This window comes from Serratia sp. PAMC26656 (assembly GCF_016469055.2).
Classification (GTDB): domain Bacteria; phylum Pseudomonadota; class Gammaproteobacteria; order Enterobacterales; family Enterobacteriaceae; genus Serratia; species Serratia plymuthica.
In genome coordinates this window covers 5,334,592-5,356,732 of the sequence record NZ_CP150486.1, presented here as the reverse complement: position 1 = coordinate 5,356,732, position 22,141 = coordinate 5,334,592, and the positions used below count along the sequence as shown (strand labels likewise).

Here is a 22,141-nt window from a genome sequence, read left to right as displayed (position 1 = left end):
ATGAAAAAGTGCGCGGAAGGAGCCGCAGCCTTTCTTTTGTTACTGGTGGCAGGCAGCGTGTTGGCGGCGGGCAAAACGCCGACGGATGACGGCATTCCCGCGTTGCTGAAATTTGCCGAGCAGCAGCAGGTGGCGACTCCAGCGGCTCCAGCGGCAGAAAAGGCGCCGTCGGTTACCTCGCCGGCTACCGTCAAATCCAAACCCAGCACTGCGCCGCGAGGGGATACCGCCCGGCTGACGGCGCTGAATCAGACCCTGCGTCAACAGGCCGAGGTGATTCAGCAGCAGGCCGACACTGTCCGTCGGCTGGAGCGGCAGCTGACGATTCAAGTCGCCGAGCCGGCGGTCAGTGTGCCTGAGGTTGTCGATATCCGGCCGTTGACGGCAGCGCTGAAGGGGATCCGACGGGCCATCGCGCCGCCGCCGGATCTGATCGCCATGGCGGCATCGTTGGCGCGGCAACAACGGATAGCCGGAGAACAAGAACGACGGCTACAGCAGCTCGGCCGTCAGTTGGCGCAGTTGCAACAGCCGCTGGCGCTGGTCAGCGATGCGGATAAACAGGCTTACGCCGCCGGAGTCTCGCTGGGGCGCGACATCCTGCACCTGCAGGAACAAAACCAACAACGGGGTATTGAAGCCGATCGGCCGCGTTTGCTGGCGGGCATCGCCGATACGCTGAACGGCCGACCACGGTTGGACAACGCCGCCATCGACGGCGCGCTGCAAGCTGCAGACCGCGCTGTGCAACAGGTTCATCGGCAACGGCAGCAGACCTTGCAGCAGGACGGTAAAGCCTATCTTGCCGATTTCGCCACAAGGCCGGGGGTTCATAAGGACGCGCTCGGGTTCTATTACCGCGTGGATTACGCCGGCAGTGGGCGGATAGGAGCAGGCGACAACGTCAGCATCGTGGTGCGTGAAAGTTTGCCCGACGGCACGGTGATTAAGGATATGGAGCCGGCCGGTACGACTATCACGCTACCGCTGGCGCAATACCCGCCGCTGTTTCGCGCAGCTATCGGCAAACTCGACAAGCACGGGTCCATTACTCTGGTGGTGCCACCGGAGCTGGCGTATGGCGAGAAGGGCAGCCCGCCCGCCATCCCGCCAGGGGCCACCATGATTTACACCCTGCGCGTGGCCGACGTGCTGCCGCCGGATAAGGACAGGTAAAAGTAACCCAGGAGGACGTGATGGCGAAGGCGCCGATAACCTATGAAATCAGGAAATCGCATATGCTAAACGTGTTACGAAAACTGTGTATGGAACGCGTGACGGGAACAGAGAGGCACCACCCGCCACCGCCGGAACAGTGGCCTAAAACAAGGGAGCTGGCAGACCAATGCGGCGAGAATATTTACACCACACGCACGCTGTTATTGGCGTTGGAAAAAGAGGGAAAAGTGCGTTGTACCCACCGCAGCATCAATAATTCGTTACGCTGGTATATTTGTACGTCGTCCCAAAAAGCGTAATGCCTTTTCTGTCTGAAATGTTGGACTTTCTTTCACAGCGCATCATGATAAGGCTGAGGGCTTACAACCCCCTCAGCCCTGTTGTTCGTCGCCGGGTGCACCTGCCCTGACTGGGGATGAGCGAGCTGGCCGCCTGCTGCAACTTGAAATCCATAGGGTATACTTGCCGGCTGATTGAAACGCGTTTTATGGCGATGCGGATATATTATGAAGGAAAGCAAAGAAATACTTTTATTGGATGGTATTCATTATCAAATAGACGATCAGGTTATTTTGGATTCCGTCTCTTTCGGCCTAAAGCCGGGCGAATTCAAACTGATTACCGGGCCGTCCGGCTGCGGAAAAAGCACCTTGCTTAAAATTGTGTCTTCGCTGATCGATCCGACCCGCGGAAAAATTATCTTTGACGGTAAGCCCATCACCGATATGTCGCCGGAAGCATACCGTCAACAGGTCTCTTACTGCTTCCAGACTCCGGCGCTGTTTGGCGATACGGTCTATGACAATATTGCGCTGCCTTATCTGATCCGTAAGCAAAAACCGGACGAGCAAAAAATGAAGGCCGATCTGGCGCGTTTCGGGCTGGCGGAAAATAAGTTGAAAAAAAGCGTTAACGAATTATCGGGCGGGGAGAAACAGCGTATTTCCTTGATCCGCAACCTGCAGTTTATGCCCAAGGTGCTGCTGTTGGATGAAATTACCAGCGCGCTGGATGAAGAGAATAAACGTAACGTCAACGAGATTATTCATCAGCTGGTATCGCAACATGGCGTAGCAGCGTTGTGGGTCACGCACGATAAAGATGAAATCAAACATGCGGACGATGTGATTACCCTGAGCGCCCACGGCGCACGGGCACAGGAGAAAGCCGATGAACCAGCATAATATCACCAATGAATCTTTAGGGTTGTCGATGATACTGGTGGTTATCGCTATTTTGATCAGCCATAAAGAAAAGCTGGCGCTGGAAAAAGACATTATCTGGAGTATTTGCCGTGCGGTAGTGCAGCTGATTATTGTCGGCTACGTGTTGAAATACATTTTTGATGTGAACAACGCCATTCTGACGGTGCTGATGGTGCTGTTTATTTGTTTTAACGCCGCTTATAACGCGCAAAAGCGCAGTAAATATATTGAGCATGCGTTTATTACCTCATTTATCGCCATTACCACGGGCGCGGTACTGACGCTGGTGGTGTTGGTGCTGACCGGTTCGATAGAGTTTACGCCGATGCAGGTGATCCCGATTTCCGGCATGATCGCCGGCAATGCCATGGTGGCGGTTGGGTTGTGTTACAACAATCTGGGGCAGCGTTTCAAAGGCGATCAGCAGAAGATTCAGGAGATGCTCAGTTTGGGCGCGTCGCCGAAGTTTGCCTCGACGGCGTTGATCCGCGACAGCATTCGCGCGTCGTTGATTCCGACGGTCGATTCCGCCAAAACCGTCGGGCTGGTCAGCCTGCCGGGTATGATGTCCGGTTTGATCTTCGCGGGTATTGATCCGGTCAAGGCGATCAAGTACCAGATCATGGTCACCTTTATGCTGCTTTCCACCGCCAGCCTGTCGACCATTATTGCCTGCTATCTGGCCTACCGTAAATTCTATAACGCCCGCCATCAACTGGTGGTCAGCAAGCTGAAGTAGCGTTGAAAAAACGGCCTCCGAAGAGGCCGTTATGCTCTCTGCTACCCTTGCAGCAGGGCGATGCTCTGGCGGATTTCACGTTCTATATCTGCCTCTGACCAGCTATCCAGTTGCGAAGAGAACGGCTCGAAGGCGTAAATGCCGGTATAACCGAGGCGCTCCAGATTCTGCACCTGCTTTTTGCTCTCCAGCCGATCTTTGTCACTCAGCATGATGCGTTCTTCGTCGCTTAGCGCGCTTTTGCTTAGCGGGTCTTCCACCCCGGAAAGGTGCACCAGGCCAATGCCATCGATGTCAATCTGCGCATCAAACTCGGGTTGCGCCACCTCACTTAAATAATGGTGGAAGGTATCCAGCACGATTTTGTAGGGCGCGCCGGAATCCCCGATCAGCGACTGCGTCAGCAGCGACGAGCGCAGTGAACTGATGCCGAAGCCCAGCGGTTCGACATAGCCCTGCACGCCATATTGTTTAAACAGCGGGGCCAGCAGCTTCAGGGCTGCCAACGTATCCGTCTTTTTCTGCTCTTCGCTGCGGCGATCGTCCGCGCTGCAATGCGGGCACAGCACCAGCGCCTTGCTATGGATGGCCTGGGCTTGCGACAGCAGCGCCTTGGCATTTTTCAGCAGCGCGGCCTCGTCGTCCAGCAGGTTAAACCTGCCAAGGGCATTGATAGTGATGATCTCAATGCCGTATTTTGCCGCCAGCGCAGTGAGTTGCTCATTGCTCAGGCTGTCGGTCACCTTGCCGTTCGGCATATCGTTGCGCAGCTCAACTTTGCTGAGCCCGCACTTTTTCACCAGGCGGAAAAAGGATTCCAAATCGAGATTCGGCGCGATCTTGCGGTTGATGCAAAAACGCTCTGGCGCAATGGTCATGATGCATGACTCCTGAAGGGGTTGAGAAAGCTTAGGGCTTGCCGTCTTGCAACGGCACCGGCCGTGTTTCGGACAAGGGCAGGCGATAGCGTTTCGCCATCACCACGTCTTCCATTTTCTCGAGGGAGACGCCCCGGGTTTCCGGGATATAACGGCTGACAAACCAGTAGCTGAACAGGCAGCACGCCGCAAAAATCCACATCGGGAAGGCGCCGTGGAACTGGGAGAACAGATACGGATTGTCGTTGATCATCGGGAAGCTTTGCGAAACCACAAAGTTGGCCAGCCACATGCAGCCGACGGCGATGCTCATGCCCTGCGAACGCATGCGGTTGGGGAAAATCTCCGACACCAGCACCCAGGCGCCGACGCCCCAGGACAACGCGAAAAACACCATGAAGAACAGCATGCCGAACAGCGCGAAATAGCCGGTCGCCTCGGTATACAGTGCATAAGAGGTGATAAGCAGCCCGACGATGACCCCCAGCGTGCCCCAGCGCATTAACGGGATACGGCCCATGCGATCCATCAGCATGGCGCCAATCACCGAGCCGACCAACTGCATCACGCCAATCCAGATGGTCTGGAACAGCGCTTCCTGCGCATTCTCGGTGACGGTTTTCAGCACCACCGGCGCGTAATACATCATGACGTTAACGCCGGTGACCTGTTGCAGCATGGCGATCATGCAGCCGACAAACAGAATGAAACGCACGCGCTTATCGGTGTAGCTGAGTTTTTGCTTGTTGGATTGTTGATCCTGCCGTATCGAATCCTTGATTTCCCGCAGTACGTTTTTGGCATGCTCGGCGTTGGAGACGCGGGTCAGCATCGCCAGCGCCTGATCGTCACGGCCGACCATCACGCTCCAGCGCGGGGATTCCGGAATGATGAACACCAGAATGCAAAACAGGATGCAGGGAAGCACGCCGGAGGCGAACATCCAGCGCCAGCCCATCTCCACCAGCCAGGCTTCGCTGGCGATGCTGGCAATCTTGAAGTTGACGTAAAAGATCACGATCTGGCCGAACACGATGGCGAACTGTTGCATGCTGAGTGCGCGGCCGCGCATGTCTTTCGGTGACACTTCAGACATGTACATCGGTGAGACGGTGGCAGCGATGCCCACGGCCAGCCCGCCGATAATGCGGTAAATGACAAACCAGGTGAAGGTCGGCGCCAACGAGGAACCTATGGCCGAGACGGTGAACAGCAGCGCCGCCAGCATCAGCGCCTTCTTGCGGCCATAACGCCCCGCCAGCGGCCCGGCGGCAAAGGCGCCAACCACGCAGCCGATCACCACGTTGGAGACCGCCCAGCCGGTTTCGGCCGGGCTGAGGTTGAAATAGGTTTTCAGGGATTCGATCGCGCCGGAGATCACGGCGGTATCGTAGCCGAACAGCAGGCCGCCCAGAGCGGCGACCCCGCAAATCTTCATGATGTAGCCGGTATTGCGTTTACGCTGATATGACATTTATTGCTCCGATTTTTATCCTGGCTTCTGCCCGCATGTTGCGTTGTAGGGAAAAGGGAGCAGAAGGGTGAACCGTGCCTGTCATCAAGGCGGTGATATTTGTGCAGTTCTTCCTTAAACAAGAACATTTATTTCATAATTAGTGAATAATGAAATATTGATTTTTAGATCCAGTTCAAAAAAAACCGCAAACGGACAGCCAACGTTACCGAAAGATTTACGCGCGCCCGGCGCCGTTGCGTTGGCCGGGCGTCGCTATTTTTCTGTATAAAAGTCAGTGGTAACTGCCGCCCGCCGCCCGGCAAGCCAGCGGCGCGTTTTTTACCGCAATGCAATGCCCCTGTATGACGACAGGGTAAAACTGCGACCTTCCGCACTAAAAACAAAATTTCTAAAATAATTTATTTGAAACTTTTTTTTCAATGAAATAGAGTTTGCTGTATCCGGTCAGGATTTAGCCTGCTTGCGGGCATGAGCTGGCAGTGTGATTCAAACGCCACGGCGTGCGGCAGCCCCGCATGCGGCCAGGCGACAGCGGACTTAAAAGAGGGTGAGACATGAAAACCGTGGGTAACTTTATTGGCGGGCAGGTGTGCCTGAGCAGCAGCAATCAAACCGTCGACGTGCATAACCCGGCTACCGGCCAGGTTGAACGTCGCGTCACGCAGAGCACCGCCGCCGAGGTGAAACAGGCCATCGATGTCGCCCATCAGGCGTTTACCGACTGGTCGCGCACCACACCGCTGCGCCGTGCGCGCATCATGTTCAATTTTAAGGCGCTGCTTGAACAGCATCGCGAAGAACTGGCGCAGCTTATCGTCAGTGAACACGGCAAAGTCTATTCCGATGCGCTGGGCGAACTGACCCGCGGTCTGGAAGTGGTCGAGTTTGCCTGCGGCATTCCGCATTTGATTAAAGGCGAATATTCGCCGGACGTCGGCAGCGGTGTCGACAGCTTCTCGCTGATGCAGCCGCTGGGCGTGGTAGCGGGCATCACCCCGTTCAACTTCCCGGCGATGGTGCCGATGTGGATGTTCCCTATCGCGCTCGCCTGCGGCAATACCTTCGTCCTCAAGCCGCCGGCGCTGGTGCCTTCGGCCTCGGTGCGGCTGGCGGAGCTGCTGAAAGAAGCCGGCCTGCCGGACGGCGTATTCAACGTGGTTCACTGTTCTAATGAAAACGCCGCCCAGCTGTGCACCGATCCGCACATTCAGGCGGTGAGCTTTGTCGGCTCGTCTGCGGTAGCGGAACACATCTACACGACCGCCAGCGCCCACGGCAAGCGGGTACAAGCCTTTGGCGCAGCGAAAAATCAGGCCATCATCATGCCGGACGCCGATCTGGACGCGACCGTAAATGCCCTGATGGGCGGCGCGTTCGGTTCTGCCGGTGAGCGTTGCATGGCACTGCCGGTGGCGGTGGTGGTGGGTGACGACACGGCCGACAAGCTGATCGCCAAGCTGAAACCGCTGATTGCCCAACTGCGCGTTGGCCCTGGCATTCAGCAGGGCGGCGAAGAAAACGAAATGGGGCCGCTGGTGTCTTCGGCGCACCAGAAGAAAGTGTTGGGTTATATCGATCTGGGTGTGGAAGAGGGCGCGACGCTGGTGGCCGATGGCCGCAACTATCAGGTAGCGGGCTATCCGGAGGGTTACTACGTTGGCGGTACTCTGTTTGACCACGTGACTTCTGACATGCGCATCTACCGTGAAGAGATCTTCGGACCGGTGCTGGGTATTGTCCGCGTACCGGATTACCAGACCGCCATCGATACGGTGAACAGCCATGAGTTTGGCAATGGCAGCGCCATCTTCACCAGTAACGGCCACTATGCACGCCAGTTCGTGCAGGAAGTGCAGGCCGGCATGGTGGGGGTTAACGTGCCGGTACCGGTCCCGATGGCGTTTCACAGCTTCGGCGGCTGGAAGCGCTCGGTATTCGGCGCCCTGAACGTGCACGGCACCGACGGCGTGCGTTTCTACACCCGCATGAAAACCGCCACAGCGCGCTGGCCAACCGGGCAGCAGACGGTGTCGGAATACAGCATGCCGACGCTGGGCTAAGGCCCCTATACCTGTCGTCTTTCAAGCCGCAGCGTTGTTACCTGCACTCATTCACCTCAGTCACTTACTTAAGTAAGCTCCGGAGGATGAATGAGCTGGGCGCCTAGCTGCAACTTGAAATCCATAGGGTATATACCCTTTATACTTGAAGCCGCATCTGCATCGGCTCCCCAGTCACTTAATTAGGTAAGCTCCTGGGGAAGGCGGCTCTTGCCGTCGTGATGCAACTCCAATTATTTTGGGTATTTTGATACTGAAATGGGAGAATAATCATGTCCTTATTGCTCGCCAAATGTCAGCAGCCGAACGCCGAGGGGCGCATCCAGCACGTCACCCCAGAGAATGCCGACTGGCGCTTTGTCGGGTTCGATGTCTATCGCCTCGAAGCCGGCCAGACGCTGCAATTGGAAAGCGGCGATAAAGAGCTGTGCCTGGTGCTGGTCGCCGGCATTGCCTCCGTCGCCACCCTGCGGGCGGAATATCCGCATATCGGCAAACGCATGAGCCCGTTTGAGCGCACGCCGCCTTACGCGGTCTACGTGCCGCATCACGACAAGATTAACGTGCGGGCGGAAAGCGATTTGGAGCTGGCGGTGTGCAGCGCACCGGGCAAAGGGCATCTGCCGTCGCGCCTGATTACGCCGGCGGATGTGGGCGTCGAGCGGCGCGGCAAGGGGCGCAATCAGCGTCTGGTGCATAACATTCTGCCGGACAGCGAACCCGCCGACAGCCTGCTGGTGGTGGAAGTGTACACCGATGAAGGCAATACCAGTTCATACCCCAGCCACAAGCACGACCAGGAGGATTCGCCGGATGAAACCTATCTGGAAGAAACCTACTATCACCGCATTCAACCTGAACAGGGTTTTTGCCTGCAGCGAGTCTATACCGACGATCGCGAACTGGATGAGTGCATGCCGGTGTATAACCGTGACGTGGTCAAGGTACCGCGCGGTTACCATCCGGTGGCGACGCTGGCCGGTTACGACAGCTACTATCTCAACGTGATGGCCGGGCCGGTGCGGCTGTGGAAATTCACCTGGGAAAAAGACCACGCCTGGATTAACAGCGACGGTTATCCGGCACGCTAGGTCAAGTCTGTGTTATGACATTAAGCCCGTGAAACGGGCTTTCCTCATTATCGGCCACATAGCTGTCAATTGGCGTGTGTATAAATTTAGTATCAATTTGCTCCCCGCCTGTTCAAATGATAACCTTTTTAAACATGAGTCGCTGGGTGTGATGACAGGCTATGTGCGCGGAAGCGAAAGTAGCGAGTAGCCGCGAAGTGCAATTGCCGTGATTTGTTCGCAAGCCTGGTGAGGCGTCCTTTGAGCGGAAGCTTTCGCCTGTGCAATAGAAGTAAAAGAGGAATCCGTTATGACGACTACGATGTCCCAAAAGGCTGCTCGAGAAGGGTTGGGTTCACCCGACCTATTTGAAGGCGGTGTTTTCGTCACCAAAAATGGCGTCGCTGAGCTGTTTGTCCAAACTGCAGCTGAGAGAGAAGCAGAGATTAGGGAACGCAATCTCGAACGACAGGCTAATGCCCTGCTAAAACTGGTGATGCTGGCTAAACAAGACATTAAAAATCAGCGTGGAATGTCACCTGAGGAAACGCTGAGAAGATTGCGTGAAGCACGCAAATAACAAAGAGGTGCTGAGTGCCGAAATATAGGGATATTATTGTTTCACCGGCGGCAGAATGGAGTCTTAAAGATATCGAGTCGTTTAAAAGCGGGACTATTGGCCAGGCTAATGCCGGTGAATTTGTGGATAATCTGCTGTTATCATCTCTATCGGCGATAGCTGAAGACCCCACTCGCTATCGTTTCAATGCGATGTTATCAGGCTGCGGCGTACAGCTCCGTGAGCGGCTGGATCCCGACAGCGAGTATCGTGTTATCTATGACCGTGACGACAAAACCATCGAAATCCTGGTTTTTGTTAGCATGAAACAGGATCTGGAAAGCGCATTGTACCGCTATCTGGTATTGCAATAGCTTTCAGTACCCGGCTGCGCCGGGTACATTCTCATCGGTAAAACGGCCCGATTTCCTGCGTGCCGCTTCCCTTATTACCATAACTACTCGTCTTTGGCATTATTCAGCGCTAAGGATACCGCCAGGGTTTGCGCCAGACACATTGAGGCGACCTGCGAGCGGAAACCGTCCACCTGCGCTTCGCGCACCACAAAGCACACGTCGCTGAAGGCGGCCAGCGGGCTGACCTGGCTGTCGGTGATGGCGATCTGTTGCGCGCCGCGTTTGGCACCCAGTTCCACCAACTCCAGCGCTTCTTGCGCATACGGCGAGTAGCTGATGGCAATCACCACGTCCTTGGGTTTCACCATGCTCAATTGCTCGGTGAACATGCCGCCCAACCCGTCGATCAGAAACGCCCGACGTTCAAGGTGGCGCAACGCATAGGTAAGGTACGAGGCGACGCTGAAAGAACGGCGCAGGCCAATCACGTAGATGTTCTCGGCGTTGTTCAGCAGTTCAACGGCACGGTCCAGCTGCTCTGAGCTGGTTTGCATGGCCAGCTGTTGCAGCGCCTGAGCGTTGACCATGGTGAACACGTTGAGAATTTCCGCCGGTTTTTCCGGGGCGACGTTGCCGTCGGTCGAAGTCTGGCGAAACAGGCGGGCGCGTTCGGTGTAGTTGACCGTTTCTTCCATCAGGTGCTGGCGAAAAACCTGTTTCATTTCGTTGAAACCGCTAAAGCCAAACGCGTTGGCGAAGCGGATCAGCGTGGAAGGCGGAACGCTGGCCTGGGCGGCGATGGAGGCAACGGTATCGAAAGCAATGCTGTTACTGTTATCCAAAATGTAACGCGCCACCTGTTTCAAGCGCTTGCTTAGCGTTTCATAACGGTGGCGAATCTCGTCCTGTAACAGCGAAAGTTGAGTTGGGTTGTTCATCCATTCGGCTCGCAGTGGGGGCTAAGGCGTATCGGCCTGACGCCTGAGTTGTTGACAGCCCATTCTAACAGATGGAGCGGAAATTTCATTTCATCTAAAAGCGATTTATTCGATTGCACGTTGCGTTACTTCACAGAAAAGCGGCAAAAAAATCCCCTTAAAGCGGCGAAAATCGCTGTAAGGGGAGTCTTTGTCGATTAGCTTGCGTCGTGGCCGGGGCGATATTTGCGCCAGAAACCGATCAGCGTCAGGTATTTTTGTTTCACCTGTTCGATTAAGCCGGCATCATCCAGTTCGCCCTGCAACCAGCGGCGTGAAGGCTGGCCGAAAATGGTGCGGCCAACGGCAAAACCTTTCACCCAAGGCGCATCTGCAGCGGCGGCGAAGCCGGCCTTCAGCGTTTCCTCCGGGGAATCCAGCCCCAGGATCAGGACGCCGCGACAGAAGGGATCGTTAGCCTCGATCAACGCGCCGACCTGCCGCCAGTTCTCGGCACTCAGCGGCGGCAGTTTCCACCAGTCCGGCTTCACGCCCAGCCGGTAGAAATGTTGCAGCATGTCCAGATAGTAACGCTCGTCTTTGTCGGCGTTGCTTTCCGGCAAAATCACCTCGAGCAGCAGCTCGTGGCCGGATTTGCAGCAGCCGCGATAGACGTCGCCGATCAGTTCATCCTGTTCGCGGCGCAGTTCGGCGGCGTCATGCGGATGGTAAAACACCAGGCATTTCACTACGTGTTCCTGCGGCCAGTCGATCAGTTGCGAGCCGATATTGCCGTGCTCCAGCCGCAGCGGGCGCGAGCTGGGCAGTTCGACCGGCCGGCCAATCCACCAGCCCTGGCCGGTGATTTCGTTCAGCGCCGCCTGGCCGTAAGTGGTGTCGGCCAGAATGCCGCTGTTGCCCTGCAGCCCGGCATCTTCTGCGGCCCGTTGCGCCGCCGCCAGCAGCAGGGTTTTCAATTGGGGGATGCGCTCTTCACTGACGTTGGCTTCGCGCGCCATATCCGCCAGCTGCTTGCGGTGATCGAAGGCGAACACGCACAGTTCCGGCCACTGTTTTTTGCGGGTCGTCACCCGGTGCAGGTGGTTGAGCCGCGGGTCGCGGTCCGGGCGTTTCACTTCCCGTTCGCGTTGCAAATAGTCATCCAGCTCCAGTTTGGTGGGCATCGCCGGCGCGCAGCCGTGGCGCGAAACCACCAGCGCACCGCAGGCGTTGGCGTAGCGGCAGGCCTGATCCCAGCCTTCATCGTTCAGGTAACCGCGCAACAGGCCGGACATAAAGGCATCGCCGGCGCCCAGCACGTTCAGTACCTCAACCCGTACGCCGGAATGCAGTTTTACCTGCTGCCAGTCGGCGGCGATCTCGCCTTCGAAGACCGAGCAGCCCTGAGCTCCGCGTTTGCAGACCAGTGTGGCCTGGGTCGCTTTGCGTACGTTGCTCAGTGCGGTCAGTGTGTCGGTGCTGCCGCCGGCAATATGAAACTCTTCTTCGGTACCGACGATTAAATCAAAGTGGTGCAGCACCTCTTGCAGTTCGCGGGTCACCTTCTCGGATTCCACAAAGCGGGTTTCACCGTCACCCAACGAGGTCAGGCCCCACAATACCGGGCGGTAGTCGATATCCAGCGCGGTGCGCAAGCCGTGGCGGCGGGCGTACTCCAGCGCCTTCAGCACCGCAGCGCGGGTGTTCTGGTGCGACAAGTGGGTGCCGGTAATGGCCAGCGCGCGTGACGACGCAATATAGGATTCGTCGATATCGTCCGGCGTCAGCGCCATGTCGGCACAGTTTTCACGGTAGAAAATCAGCGGGAAGGTTTCCTGATCCTTGATGCCGAGGATCACCAGGCCGGTCAGGCGCTCTGGGTCGACGATCAGGCTCCGGGTGTCGGCGCCGACGCGTTGCAGCTCTTCGCGCAGGAAACGGCCCATATGCTCATCGCCGACGCGGGCCAGCATGCCGGACTTCAACCCCTGAATGGCGGTGCCGTAGGCTACGTTGCCGGAAGAGCCGCCGAGATACTTGGAGAATGTGCTGGCATCTTCCAGGCGTGCGCCGATCTGTTGTGCATAGAAATCGACGGCGATACGCCCGAGACAAATGACATCAAGTTGTTTTTTTTGTGTAGCCATACCCGTTTCCTTCTGTATTAAGCAAAACCCCGACTGCAAAGCATATTTTGGAGTATGAGGAATAAAAATTTCAATTTCAAGATTGAATGAAATTTACACCCCAAAAATGTGATGCATTTAAAACCATGATGAAAGCGGGGATGCAGAGGGCGAAAACCGCGCCCCGCCTGAGAGGAGAACGTGCTGCAACGGGGGTTGATGCTTACGCGTTACAGGCCGGTGGCATCGGGTACGCAGGCGGGTTTGGTGCGGTTGGGATGGGGCCGCATCGGCCGGAAAGGGCGGCTAAGTCGGTGAATTCTAAAGGCATGGATGAAATGGGGTTTTCATCATTATGCGATCTTTATCGCAAAATGAAATGTTTCTTCTGTAATGTGATTTTATGGAAAATATATTTGTTTATAATCGCTTCACGTTTCACGTTGTCGGTTTAGTGAGCGGCACCGCTGGAAAGCCATAGGGCATAATGTAGAGGGTGGAGAAATGGGCAAGATCAGATTAACCATGGCACAGGCACTCGTCCGGTTCCTCGATAACCAGTATTTGCTGGTCGACGGCGTGGAAACCAAATTCGTAAAGGGCATCTTTGCGATTTTCGGTCACGGCAACGTCCTCGGCCTGGGGCAGGCGCTGGAACAAGACAGCGGCGAACTGGTGGTGCACCAGGGGCGCAATGAGCAGGGCATGGCCCATGCGGCGACCGGCTTCGCCAAGCAGAAGCTGCGTCAGCAGATCTACGCCTGCAGCTCTTCCGTCGGCCCCGGTGCCGCCAATATGATCACCGCCGCCGCGACCGCCACCGCCAACCGCATTCCTTTATTGCTGTTGCCGGGCGACGTCTATGCGTCGCGCCAGCCGGACCCGGTGTTGCAGCAGATCGAACAGTCCTACGATCTCAGCATCAGCACCAATGACGCTTTCCGCGCGGTCAGCAAATACTGGGATCGCATCGTGCGGCCGGAACAGCTGATGAGCGCCTGCATCAACGCGATGCGCGTGCTGACCGATCCGGCGGAAACCGGCGCGGTCACGCTGTGCCTGCCACAGGACGTGCAGGGCGAAGCCTATGACTACCCGGACTACTTTTTCCAAAAGCGCGTACATCGGCTCGATCGCCGCCCGGCGACCGAAGGCATGCTGGCGGATGCGCTGGCGCTGTTGACCGCCAAACGTAAACCGCTGCTGGTGTGCGGCGGCGGGGTGAAGTATTCGCAGGCCGGGCAGGCGCTGCGCGAATTTGCCGAACGTTTTCACATTCCGTTTGTGGAAACTCAGGCCGGCAAGGGCACCGTACCTTCCAGCCATCCGTTTAACCTGGGCGGCATCGGCGAAACCGGCTGTCTGGCGGCCAATACGCTGGCTAAACAGGCCGATCTGGTGATTGGCGTAGGTACCCGTTACACCGACTTCACCACATCGTCAAAATGGCTGTTCCAACATTCGGATGTCGATTTCCTCAATATTAACGTCAGCGGTTTTGACGCCGGTAAACTCGACGGCGTGCAGGTACTGGCCGATGCTCGTGCGGCGCTGGTCGCCTTGAGCGCCCTGCTGGAGCAATCCGATTACCGCGCCGGTTGGGGCGATGCCATTGCCGAGGCGTGCAGCGCGCAGCAGCAGGAAACCGCCCGCGTTTATGCGGTGGAATACACGGGCGAAGGCTTTGTGCCGGAAATTGACGATCATCTCGATCGCGACCGTGTCTTCGCCGAATTTATTGAACAGACCGACTCGCTGCTGACCCAAAGCCGAGTGCTGGGCGTGTTGAATCAGCACCTGCCGCAGGACAGCGTGATCGTCGCCGCCGCCGGCAGTCTGCCGGGCGATTTGCAGCGCGTGTGGCACAACCACGGCGAGCACGGTTATCACGTGGAATACGGCTATTCGTGCATGGGCTACGAGGTTAACGCGGCGTTGGGGGTCAAGCTGGCCGAACCGCAGCGCGAGGTGTATGCGATGGTCGGCGACGGCGCCTTTATGATGCTGCATTCCGAACTGGTCACCTCGATTCAGGAAGGCTGCAAAATCAACGTGGTGCTGTTCGACAACATGACCAACGGCTGCATCAACAACCTGCAGATGGAACACGGTATGGACAGCTACACCACCGAATTCCGCTTCCGCAACCCGCAGGGCGGCAAGCTCGACGGCAATTTTGTGCCGGTCAATTTCGCCATGCTGGCGGCGGCCTACGGCTGCAAAACCTACAGCGTCACTACCGAACAACAACTGATCGACGCGCTGGCCGATGCGCGCCTGCAGAAGGTCTCTACCCTGCTGGACATCAAAGTGCTGCCAAAAACCATGGTGCACAAATATCTCAGTTGGTGGCGCGTGGGCGGTGCTCAGGTGGCCGACAGCGAAAAAATTGTCGCCGTGGCCCGCAAGCTGCAGGAAAACATCGATAAGGCCCGCGATTACTGATTACCCAGACCTTGCGTCTGCCGCAACTATTTGAAGAGGATAACGAAGATGACATTGAACATTGGGGTTATTGGCACCGGCGCAATCGGTCGGGATCATATTCGCCGCTGCAGCAAAGTGTTGCAGGGCAGCCGCATCGTGGCGGTCAACGACATCAACCGCGACAACGCCGCCAAGGTTGTGAGCGATCTGAAGCTGGACGCCAAGGTGTATGACAACGGCCACGATCTGATCAAGGCGGCGGACGTGCAGGCGGTGCTGGTCACTTCCTGGGGCCCGAGCCACGAAGAATTTGTGCTGGCGGCCATCGCCGCCGGCAAGCCGGTGTTCTGCGAGAAGCCGCTGGCGGTCACCGCACAGGGCTGTAAAAACATCGTCGAAGCCGAAGCGAAGCACGGCAAACGCCTGGTGCAGGTGGGTTTTATGCGCCCTTACGATCGCGGCTACCGCGCTTTAAAACAGGTGCTGAGCAGCGGCCAGATCGGCGAGCCGCTGATGCTGCATTGTGCGCACCGCAACCCGACCGTCGGTGAGGCTTATACCACCGATATGGCGATTACCGACACCTTGATTCACGAGATCGACGTGCTGCGCTGGCTGCTGGATGACGACTACGTCTCGGTGCAGGTGGTGTTCCCGCGTAAAAGCCCCAAGGCGTTCCCGCACCTGAAAGATCCGCAGATTGTGCTGTTTGAAACCGCCAAGGGCACGCGTATTGACGTCGAAATTTTCGTTAACTGCCAGTACGGCTATGACATCCAGTGTGAAGTGGTGGGTGAAACCGGCATCGCCAAACTGCCGGAGCCTTCGTCGGTGCAGATGCGCAGCGGTGCCAAACTGTCTACCGAGATCCTGACCGACTGGAAAGACCGCTTTATTGACGCCTATGACGTTGAGCTGCAAGGCTTTATCAACGACGTGCTGGCCGGGAAACTGACCGGGCCTTCCGCCTGGGACGGTTATGCGGCCTCTGTGACTGCCGACGCCTGCGTGGCCGCGCAGCTCAGCGGCGAGATTGTGCCGGTGACCCTGCCGCCGCGCCCGGCGTTCTACAACCACTAATGGGCTGACCGCCGTACCCACGTTTAAGAGGAATGACCATGAAGATCGCTTTTGATGTTGATGTCATCAGGGACCTGGGCATCACCAAAATGGTTCAGCAGGTAGCGGACTGGGGCTATCGGTATATCGAACAGTCGCCGCACCCGCAGATCAATCCGTTCTATAAGCATCCTAAAGCCGGCCGTGAGGTGATGGCGGAATACAAGAACGCGCTGAAAGCGACCGGTGTGGAGATTTCCTCGTTGATTGTGGTGTACCGCTGGTCCGGCCCGGGTGAGGATCGTCGCCAAGCGGCAGTCAAAAACTGGCGCCGGATGATAGAGATTGCGGTGGAAATGGGCGTGCAGGTGATCAACACCGAGCTGGCCGGCAACCCTAATGAGCCGGAAATTTGCGAAGAGCTTTGGTATCGCTCAATGGAGGAGCTGCTGCCGATCATTGAGCGCGAAGGCATCCGCATGGAAATCCAGTCTCATCCGTGGGATTTCTGCGAACTGAGCAACGAAACCGCCGACATGGTGAAATCGCTGCGTAGCGACCACGTCAAGTACCTCTACAGCGTGCCACACAGCTTCTATTACGACAAAGGCCAGGGCGACGTGGCCAGCATGCTGAAATATGCCGGAGACGATCTTTCCCACGTGCTGATCGCCGACACCATGAACCACACCAAACACTGCCGCTATATCGTCAACCCGCCGGGGGTGGACGCTGCCGTGCACCAGCACGTGGGTATTGGCGAAGGCGAGGTGGATTTCGACGCGCTGTTCCAGACCCTGCGCGATATGGAGTTCGCCAACCGCAACTTTAAGGTCGGTGGCGAATCGATCATCTGCACTTCGCTGTTTGGCTACCCGGAAAAAATGAAAAACCAGGCAGTGGCGACCAGAGAGCGCATCGAGAAAGAGCTGCTGGGCAAATAACCTTTTCGGCGCGTCGGCGTTAACGCCGACGGCGCGTCATCCGATTATTGAGGCTGAACATGAACAAAGACAACGTGAAACTGGCCATTGCGCCGATCGGCTGGACCAATGACGATATGCCAGAATTGGGCAAAGAGAATACTTTCCAGCAGTGCGTCAGTGAAATGGCGCTGGCCGGCTTCACCGGCAGCGAAGTCGGGAGCAAGTACCCGCGCGATCCGGCGGTGTTGAAGCCGATGCTGGATATTCGTGGCATCGAGATCTGCAACGCCTGGTTCAGCACCTTTTTTGCCGACGGCCAGAAAGAAAAAACCATCGATGAATTTATCAACCATATGAATTTCCTGCATGCGATGGGTGCCAGGGTGATCGGCTGTTCCGAGCAGAGCAAGAGCATTCAGGGCACCACCAAAGGGGTGTTCGAAGAGAAGCCGTATTTCAGCGACGAAGAGTGGCAGCGGGTGGCCGATGGCTACAATGAGCTGGCGAAAATTGCCGCCGACAAGGGGATGCAGGTTTGCCTGCACCACCATATGGGCACCGGCATCCAGACTACCGCAGAGATTGACCGCTACATGAGCATGGTGAACGACGACGTCTATCTGCTGTTTGATACCGGCCACGCTTACTACTCGGAAGGCAGCCAGCAGGCGATGATGGCGATACTGGAAAAGTATCTGCCGCGGATTAACCATGTGCATTTGAAAGACGTGCGTGACGAGGTGGTGGCGGAAGTGAAGGCCAATAAGCTGAGCTTCCTCGACGGCGTGAAGAAGGGCACCTTCACCGTGCCGGGTGATGGTGTGATCGACTTCCTGCCAGTGTTTAAACTGCTGGATGAGCGGGGCTACAAGGGCTGGATGGTGGTGGAGGCCGAACAGGATCCGGCGCTGGCCAACCCGTTTGAATATGCGGTGAAGGCGCGCCGTTATATCAAGGAGACCGCCGGCATTTAATCGGGCCGGGAAAGATACCCGTCATACTTGAAGCTGCCTCTGTGTTGGCTGCGCGCACTTACCCGAATCACTTACTTGAGTAAGCTCATCGGGATAAGCCCCCTTGCCGCCTGGATGCAACTCCAATTATTTTGGGTATAAAAAAGGTGCCTGAATTATCAAGGCACCTTTTTTATTTGCCGGGTCAGGCGAGGGTTTTCCAGGTGGTGACCTGGCTGCCGGGCCATGGGGTGGCGGCGTAGACGCCACGGGCGATCGCCCGCGCCAGCGTGTCTGCCGCCAAGGCGCCAATTTGCAGCACCGCCAGCTCGCGGCTGCCCTGAACCTCGCGCTTGCCGGTGGACAAGGCAAACACCACGTCGCCGTCGAACGGGCTGTGCAATGGGCGGATGGCGCGCGCCATACCGTCCTGCGCCATGATCGCCACGCGTTTCAACTCCACCCGGGTCAGCGCCAGATCGGTGGCGATGCAGGCCAGGGTGGTGTTTTTCCTGCCGCCTGTCGGCTCTGTGGGCATCCAGTCTTCGCCCTGGCCATGCAACTGCGCCAGCGCGGCCGCGCCGCCGTTGCCGAATTCACCGTTGATTTCATAAGGCGTGGCCCAGAAGGCACGGGTGCCGGGTGCGACCACCGAACCCAGGCTGTTGACCGCCACCAGCGCGCCGACGGTTGCGCCGTTAGCCGCCACGATGGAAGCCGAGCCGAGGCCGCCTTTCAGCTTGCCCATGCCGGTCATGGCGCCATAGCCTGCCCCTACGGTGCCGAGCGGGAAGTCATGGCCCGCTTTGCCGGCCGCTTCTATCCCCAGTTGGCGGTAGGGCGGATCAAGCTGCCAGTTTTTATCGCCCGCGTTGTTCAGATCATACAGGCAGGCGGTAGGTACTATGGGGGAAACCGGCACGCCGGGAGCAGGCCGCAGGGCGTAGCCGCGGCCTTGTTGCCCCAGCCAGGCCGCGACGCCGTCCGCCGCCGCCAGCCCGTATACCGAGCCACCGCTCAGCACCAGCGCATCGACGGTTTGCACCAGGTTATCTTCCCCCAGCGCGTCGGTTTCACGGGTTGCCGGGCCACCACCGCGCACGTCGACGGCGGCGATCGCCGGGCTATCCGGCAGGATCACCGTGGTGCCGGTGCGTACCTGGCTGCTCTGGGCGACGCCGACCTTCAGGCCGGGAACGTCGGTAATCAGGTTGCGGGCGCCGCTCCGCACGGCAGGAGAGGTTGGCATGGCGGCCCCCAGGAAGGTGGTGGGAGAAAGGATGCCGATAGCACCCGTTACGCAGGCCAGCGTCTGCACAAAAGTGCGGCGGCTGACGGTTAAGGGCCGGTTAACCGGCCCTGATTCATTTTCGCTATCACTCATGATGTGCTTTTGCCCGCTGCTCGCTGCGAAAGCGAGCCATATGATGAGAATCCACCAACTCGCCATCGCGCATGGCATAAGCGCGGCTGGTACCTTCAATTTCAAAGCCGAACTTGCGGTAGAGCGCAATGGCGGCTTGATTGTCGGTAAACACCGTCAGTTCGATGCGTTCGATGGCCGCCCAGTTGTCGCAAAGGTCGATCATCGCCTTCATCAGGCTGCTGCCGACGCCTTTGCCGTGATAACGCGCATCGACGCCAATGCCGAAGGTCGCCACATGGCGACGGCGAAGGCGCTGGTTCAACATCACGGCAAGCTGGCCGACGATCTGCCCGTCGATACAGGCCACTAGGTTGTGGGTGCCCGGTTCGAGGTTGGCGAGGCGCTTGTGCCACAGTTCTTTTGAGGCTAGCGGGAGTTGTAGCGTGTCACGGTAAAGTTGTGGTTGAGAGTAAAGCTGATGTAAGGCCTGTGCATCTGCCGCTTCTACGTGACGAACCACTATTTCACTCATGACGCTGCTCCTGTTGCTTACCGGTTGAATAACCTTTGAATTTATCCGTTTATCCCAACGAGTCAACATTATTTCGGATGGGGCAAAATAACGCTTTACAGGTGCGAATGATAATGATTATTATTGCGATGCGTTCCGGGGAGAGCATCGCCTTTTTGATACTCTTCCTGCGAAGGCACGACATTGCTCACATTGCTTCCAGTGTTACTTAGCCAGCTCGGGTGCTGGCTTTTTTTTTGCCTGTTTTTACCCCCTTCACGCCTTCAACAACTCCGCTGAAAATAGCTTCGCCACTCCATCTAATTTTTTGAACAGAGGGGTGAGTTTTTTACGCTTTCTTATTCTGCTGCCGGGACTAGACTGTAAAAAAACATTGAGGAGAGTTGAATATGATTTATTTACGTAAAGCAGAAGATCGCGGTCATGCCAATCATGGTTGGCTGGATAGCTGGCATACCTTCTCATTTGCCAACTACTACGATGCCGATTTTATGGGGTTCTCGGCGCTGCGGGTGATCAACGAAGACGTGATCGACGCGGGGCAGGGTTTTGGCACTCATCCGCATAAAGACATGGAGATCCTGACCTACGTGCTGAGCGGCACGGTAGAGCATCAGGACAGCATGGGCAACAAAGAGCAGATTCAAGCCGGTGAGTTCCAGATCATGAGTGCGGGCACCGGGGTGCGCCACTCTGAATACAACGGCAATAAGGATCGCCCGCTGCACCTGTACCAGATTTGGATTATTCCTGATCAGGTCGGGCTGGAGCCGCGTTATGAGCAACGTATGTTCGATGCGCCGCAGGGCCGCCAGTTAGTGCTGTCGCCGGATGCGCGCGAGGGTTCGCTGAAGGTGTTCCAGGATATGACTTTGTCACGCTGGGCGCTGAACAAAGACGAGCAGTCGGCGTATCAGATCGAGGCCCAGCGCCGCGTTTGGATCCAGGTAGTCCGCGGCAACGTGGTGATCAACGGTCAACAGGCCGGCACCAGCGATGCTTTCGCGGTGTGGGATGAAGCCGAGCTGTCGATTCAGGCGGATGAAGACAGTGAAATCCTGCTGTTCGATCTGCCGCCCGTGTGATTAAGCGGTAAATATCAAGGGCTCACGCGGTGAGCCCTTTTTGCATTCGGCCATCCGGCAACCAACAATATCGGCCCCGGTTTTTTTTTGCTAAAATGAACGCCCTTTCACGGTTAGCCAGTTCATTGATAATGAAGAAAAAACGGCCGGTACTTCAGGATGTTGCAGACAAGGTTGGCGTGACCAAGATGACGGTGAGCCGTTATCTGCGTAATCCCGATCAGGTTTCTGTCGCCTTGCAGCAAAAAATTGCCGTCGCGCTTGATGAGCTGGGTTACATTCCCAACCGTGCGCCGGATATCCTTTCCAACTCGACCAGCCGCGCCATTGGCGTACTGCTGCCGTCGTTAACCAACCAGGTGTTTGCCGAAGTCTTGCGCGGTATCGAGAGCGTGACCGATGCGCACAATTACCAGACCATGCTGGCGCACTACGGCTATTTGCCGGAGCGTGAAGAGCAGCGCCTGACCTCGCTGCTGTCGTACAATATCGACGGCTTGATCCTGTCCGAACGCCACCATACCCCGCGTACCCTTAAGATGATCGAGGTGGCGGGCATCCCGGTGGTGGAGCTGATGGACTGCGTGTCGCCGTGCATTGATCTGGCGGTGGGCTTCAATAACTTCGAAGCCGCGCGCCAGATGACTCAGCAAATCATCGCTCACGGCCACCGTCACGTGGTGTATTTCGGCGCACGTCAGGATGAGCGCACCATTATCAAACAGCAGGGCTATGAGCAGGCAATGCGCGAGTCCGGTCTGGAACCGTACAGCGTCATGACCGCGCGTTCGTCGTCCTATTCCGCCGGCGGCGAACTGCTACGCCAGGCGCAGCGCGACTATCCGCAGATTGACAGTATCTTCTGCACCAACGATGACCTGGCGATTGGCGCCACCTTTGAGTGCCAGCGTCAGGGGCTGTCGATCCCCGATCAGATGGCGATTGCCGGTTTCCACGGCCACGATATCGGTCAGGTGATGGTGCCGAAACTGGCGAGCGTGCTGACGCCGCGTGAAAGGATGGGGCAAATCGGCGCCGAGCGTCTGCTGGCGCGGTTGCGGGGTGAAACCGTTTCCCCGCGTATGGTAGACGTGGGTTTTACCGTGATCCCCGGCGGCAGTATTTGATCGTTTTTAACTCACCGCATTTTGAACCCGCGCCGTTCGGCGCGTTTCACCTCCCACCGGTGCGCTTGCCGCTCGTTACTGCCGTAAGTTTGATCTCTAT

General features: G+C 57.1%; 21 protein-coding genes. 15 read left to right on the top strand and 6 right to left on the bottom strand.

Features of this window, described 5'->3' with window-relative positions; all coding sequences use genetic code 11:
* From JEM67_RS26105 to fetB, 4 genes are all read left to right on the top strand, one after another.
* The gene (locus JEM67_RS26105) at positions 1-1,176 is read left to right on the top strand and encodes an FKBP-type peptidyl-prolyl cis-trans isomerase N-terminal domain-containing protein (protein WP_199638631.1); all 1,176 of its coding nucleotides are present in this window, start codon (positions 1-3) and stop codon (positions 1,174-1,176) included.
* Positions 1,177-1,196: 20 nt separating this feature from the next.
* On the top strand, positions 1,197-1,478 hold the full coding sequence (locus tag JEM67_RS26100; RefSeq protein ID WP_199638629.1) for a FaeA/PapI family transcriptional regulator: 282 nt from the start codon (positions 1,197-1,199) through the stop codon (positions 1,476-1,478).
* A gap of 207 nt (positions 1,479-1,685) precedes the next feature.
* Complete coding sequence (gene fetA, locus JEM67_RS26095; protein ID WP_013814887.1) at positions 1,686-2,363, top strand: iron efflux ABC transporter ATP-binding subunit FetA; 678 nt, start codon at positions 1,686-1,688, stop codon at positions 2,361-2,363.
* Positions 2,350-3,123 (top strand): iron efflux ABC transporter permease subunit FetB, encoded by a 774-nt coding sequence (fetB, locus tag JEM67_RS26090; protein WP_006328625.1) that lies wholly within the window; start codon positions 2,350-2,352, stop codon positions 3,121-3,123. Before fetA ends, fetB begins: the two co-directional genes overlap by 14 nt.
* 41 nt (positions 3,124-3,164) lie before the next feature.
* On the opposite strand, the gene JEM67_RS26085 is transcribed toward fetB, so the two are convergent.
* Positions 3,165-4,001, bottom strand: a complete 837-nt coding sequence (locus JEM67_RS26085; RefSeq protein WP_199638627.1) for a TIM barrel protein — start codon at positions 3,999-4,001, stop codon at positions 3,165-3,167.
* 31 nt (positions 4,002-4,032) lie between these two features.
* Positions 4,033-5,475, bottom strand: a complete 1,443-nt coding sequence (locus tag JEM67_RS26080; protein ID WP_199638625.1) for a sugar porter family MFS transporter — start codon at positions 5,473-5,475, stop codon at positions 4,033-4,035.
* 557 nt (positions 5,476-6,032) lie between these two features.
* Here JEM67_RS26080 and JEM67_RS26075 point away from each other — a divergent pair.
* From JEM67_RS26075 to JEM67_RS26060, 4 genes are all read left to right on the top strand, one after another.
* A complete protein-coding gene (locus tag JEM67_RS26075) occupies positions 6,033-7,538 on the top strand; it encodes a CoA-acylating methylmalonate-semialdehyde dehydrogenase (RefSeq protein ID WP_199638623.1) in 1,506 nt (501 codons plus the stop codon).
* 272 nt (positions 7,539-7,810) lie between these two features.
* Positions 7,811-8,629 (top strand): 5-deoxy-glucuronate isomerase, encoded by an 819-nt coding sequence (gene iolB / locus JEM67_RS26070; protein ID WP_199638621.1) that lies wholly within the window; start codon positions 7,811-7,813, stop codon positions 8,627-8,629.
* A 289-nt stretch (positions 8,630-8,918) separates the two neighbouring features.
* Positions 8,919-9,188: a hypothetical protein gene (locus JEM67_RS26065; RefSeq protein ID WP_062868958.1), complete on the top strand. Its 270-nt coding sequence runs from the start codon at positions 8,919-8,921 to the stop codon at positions 9,186-9,188.
* A 14-nt stretch (positions 9,189-9,202) separates the two neighbouring features.
* Positions 9,203-9,541 carry a type II toxin-antitoxin system RelE/ParE family toxin gene (locus JEM67_RS26060; RefSeq protein ID WP_199638619.1) on the top strand — a complete coding sequence of 113 codons (339 nt, stop codon included), beginning with the start codon at positions 9,203-9,205 and terminating at the stop codon, positions 9,539-9,541.
* Positions 9,542-9,624: 83 nt separating this feature from the next.
* Here the strand turns inward: JEM67_RS26060 and JEM67_RS26055 are convergent, their stop codons facing one another.
* Positions 9,625-10,461, bottom strand: coding sequence for a MurR/RpiR family transcriptional regulator (locus tag JEM67_RS26055; RefSeq protein WP_004951463.1), 837 nt, complete (start codon positions 10,459-10,461; stop codon positions 9,625-9,627).
* Positions 10,462-10,658: 197 nt separating this feature from the next.
* Positions 10,659-12,587, bottom strand: a complete 1,929-nt coding sequence (locus JEM67_RS26050; protein ID WP_199638617.1) for a bifunctional 5-dehydro-2-deoxygluconokinase/5-dehydro-2-deoxyphosphogluconate aldolase — start codon at positions 12,585-12,587, stop codon at positions 10,659-10,661.
* 86 nt (positions 12,588-12,673) lie between these two features.
* Here JEM67_RS26050 and JEM67_RS26045 point away from each other — a divergent pair, with 86 nt between their 5' ends.
* The 5 genes from JEM67_RS26045 to iolE are packed head-to-tail and all read left to right on the top strand — an operon-like array spanning position 12,674 to position 17,952.
* A complete protein-coding gene (locus JEM67_RS26045) occupies positions 12,674-13,021 on the top strand; it encodes a hypothetical protein (RefSeq protein ID WP_199638615.1) in 348 nt (115 codons plus the stop codon).
* A 49-nt stretch (positions 13,022-13,070) separates the two neighbouring features.
* The gene (gene iolD / locus JEM67_RS26040) at positions 13,071-15,011 is read left to right on the top strand and encodes a 3D-(3,5/4)-trihydroxycyclohexane-1,2-dione acylhydrolase (decyclizing) (protein WP_199638613.1); all 1,941 of its coding nucleotides are present in this window, start codon (positions 13,071-13,073) and stop codon (positions 15,009-15,011) included.
* A 48-nt stretch (positions 15,012-15,059) separates the two neighbouring features.
* Positions 15,060-16,073 (top strand): Gfo/Idh/MocA family protein, encoded by a 1,014-nt coding sequence (locus tag JEM67_RS26035; protein WP_199638611.1) that lies wholly within the window; start codon positions 15,060-15,062, stop codon positions 16,071-16,073.
* A gap of 38 nt (positions 16,074-16,111) precedes the next feature.
* Positions 16,112-16,996, top strand: a complete 885-nt coding sequence (locus JEM67_RS26030) for a sugar phosphate isomerase/epimerase family protein (RefSeq protein ID WP_199638609.1) — start codon at positions 16,112-16,114, stop codon at positions 16,994-16,996.
* 59 nt (positions 16,997-17,055) lie between these two features.
* On the top strand, positions 17,056-17,952 hold the full coding sequence (gene iolE, locus JEM67_RS26025; protein ID WP_199638607.1) for a myo-inosose-2 dehydratase: 897 nt from the start codon (positions 17,056-17,058) through the stop codon (positions 17,950-17,952).
* A gap of 184 nt (positions 17,953-18,136) precedes the next feature.
* On the opposite strand, the gene JEM67_RS26020 is transcribed toward iolE, so the two are convergent.
* Together JEM67_RS26020 and JEM67_RS26015 are read right to left on the bottom strand one after the other, a co-directional pair.
* Positions 18,137-19,315, bottom strand: coding sequence for a P1 family peptidase (locus JEM67_RS26020; RefSeq protein WP_199638605.1), 1,179 nt, complete (start codon positions 19,313-19,315; stop codon positions 18,137-18,139).
* The gene (locus JEM67_RS26015) at positions 19,308-19,829 is read right to left on the bottom strand and encodes a GNAT family N-acetyltransferase (RefSeq protein WP_199638603.1); all 522 of its coding nucleotides are present in this window, start codon (positions 19,827-19,829) and stop codon (positions 19,308-19,310) included. The genes JEM67_RS26020 and JEM67_RS26015 overlap by 8 nt, the downstream gene beginning before the upstream one ends.
* 389 nt (positions 19,830-20,218) lie before the next feature.
* Here JEM67_RS26015 and JEM67_RS26010 point away from each other — a divergent pair, with 389 nt between their 5' ends.
* Both JEM67_RS26010 and gntR read left to right on the top strand, forming a co-directional pair.
* Positions 20,219-20,914, top strand: coding sequence for a pirin family protein (locus tag JEM67_RS26010; RefSeq protein WP_013814873.1), 696 nt, complete (start codon positions 20,219-20,221; stop codon positions 20,912-20,914).
* Positions 20,915-21,045: 131 nt separating this feature from the next.
* A complete protein-coding gene (gene gntR, locus JEM67_RS26005; RefSeq protein ID WP_013814872.1) occupies positions 21,046-22,041 on the top strand; it encodes a gluconate operon transcriptional repressor GntR in 996 nt (331 codons plus the stop codon).
* Positions 22,042-22,141 lie beyond the last annotated feature (100 nt).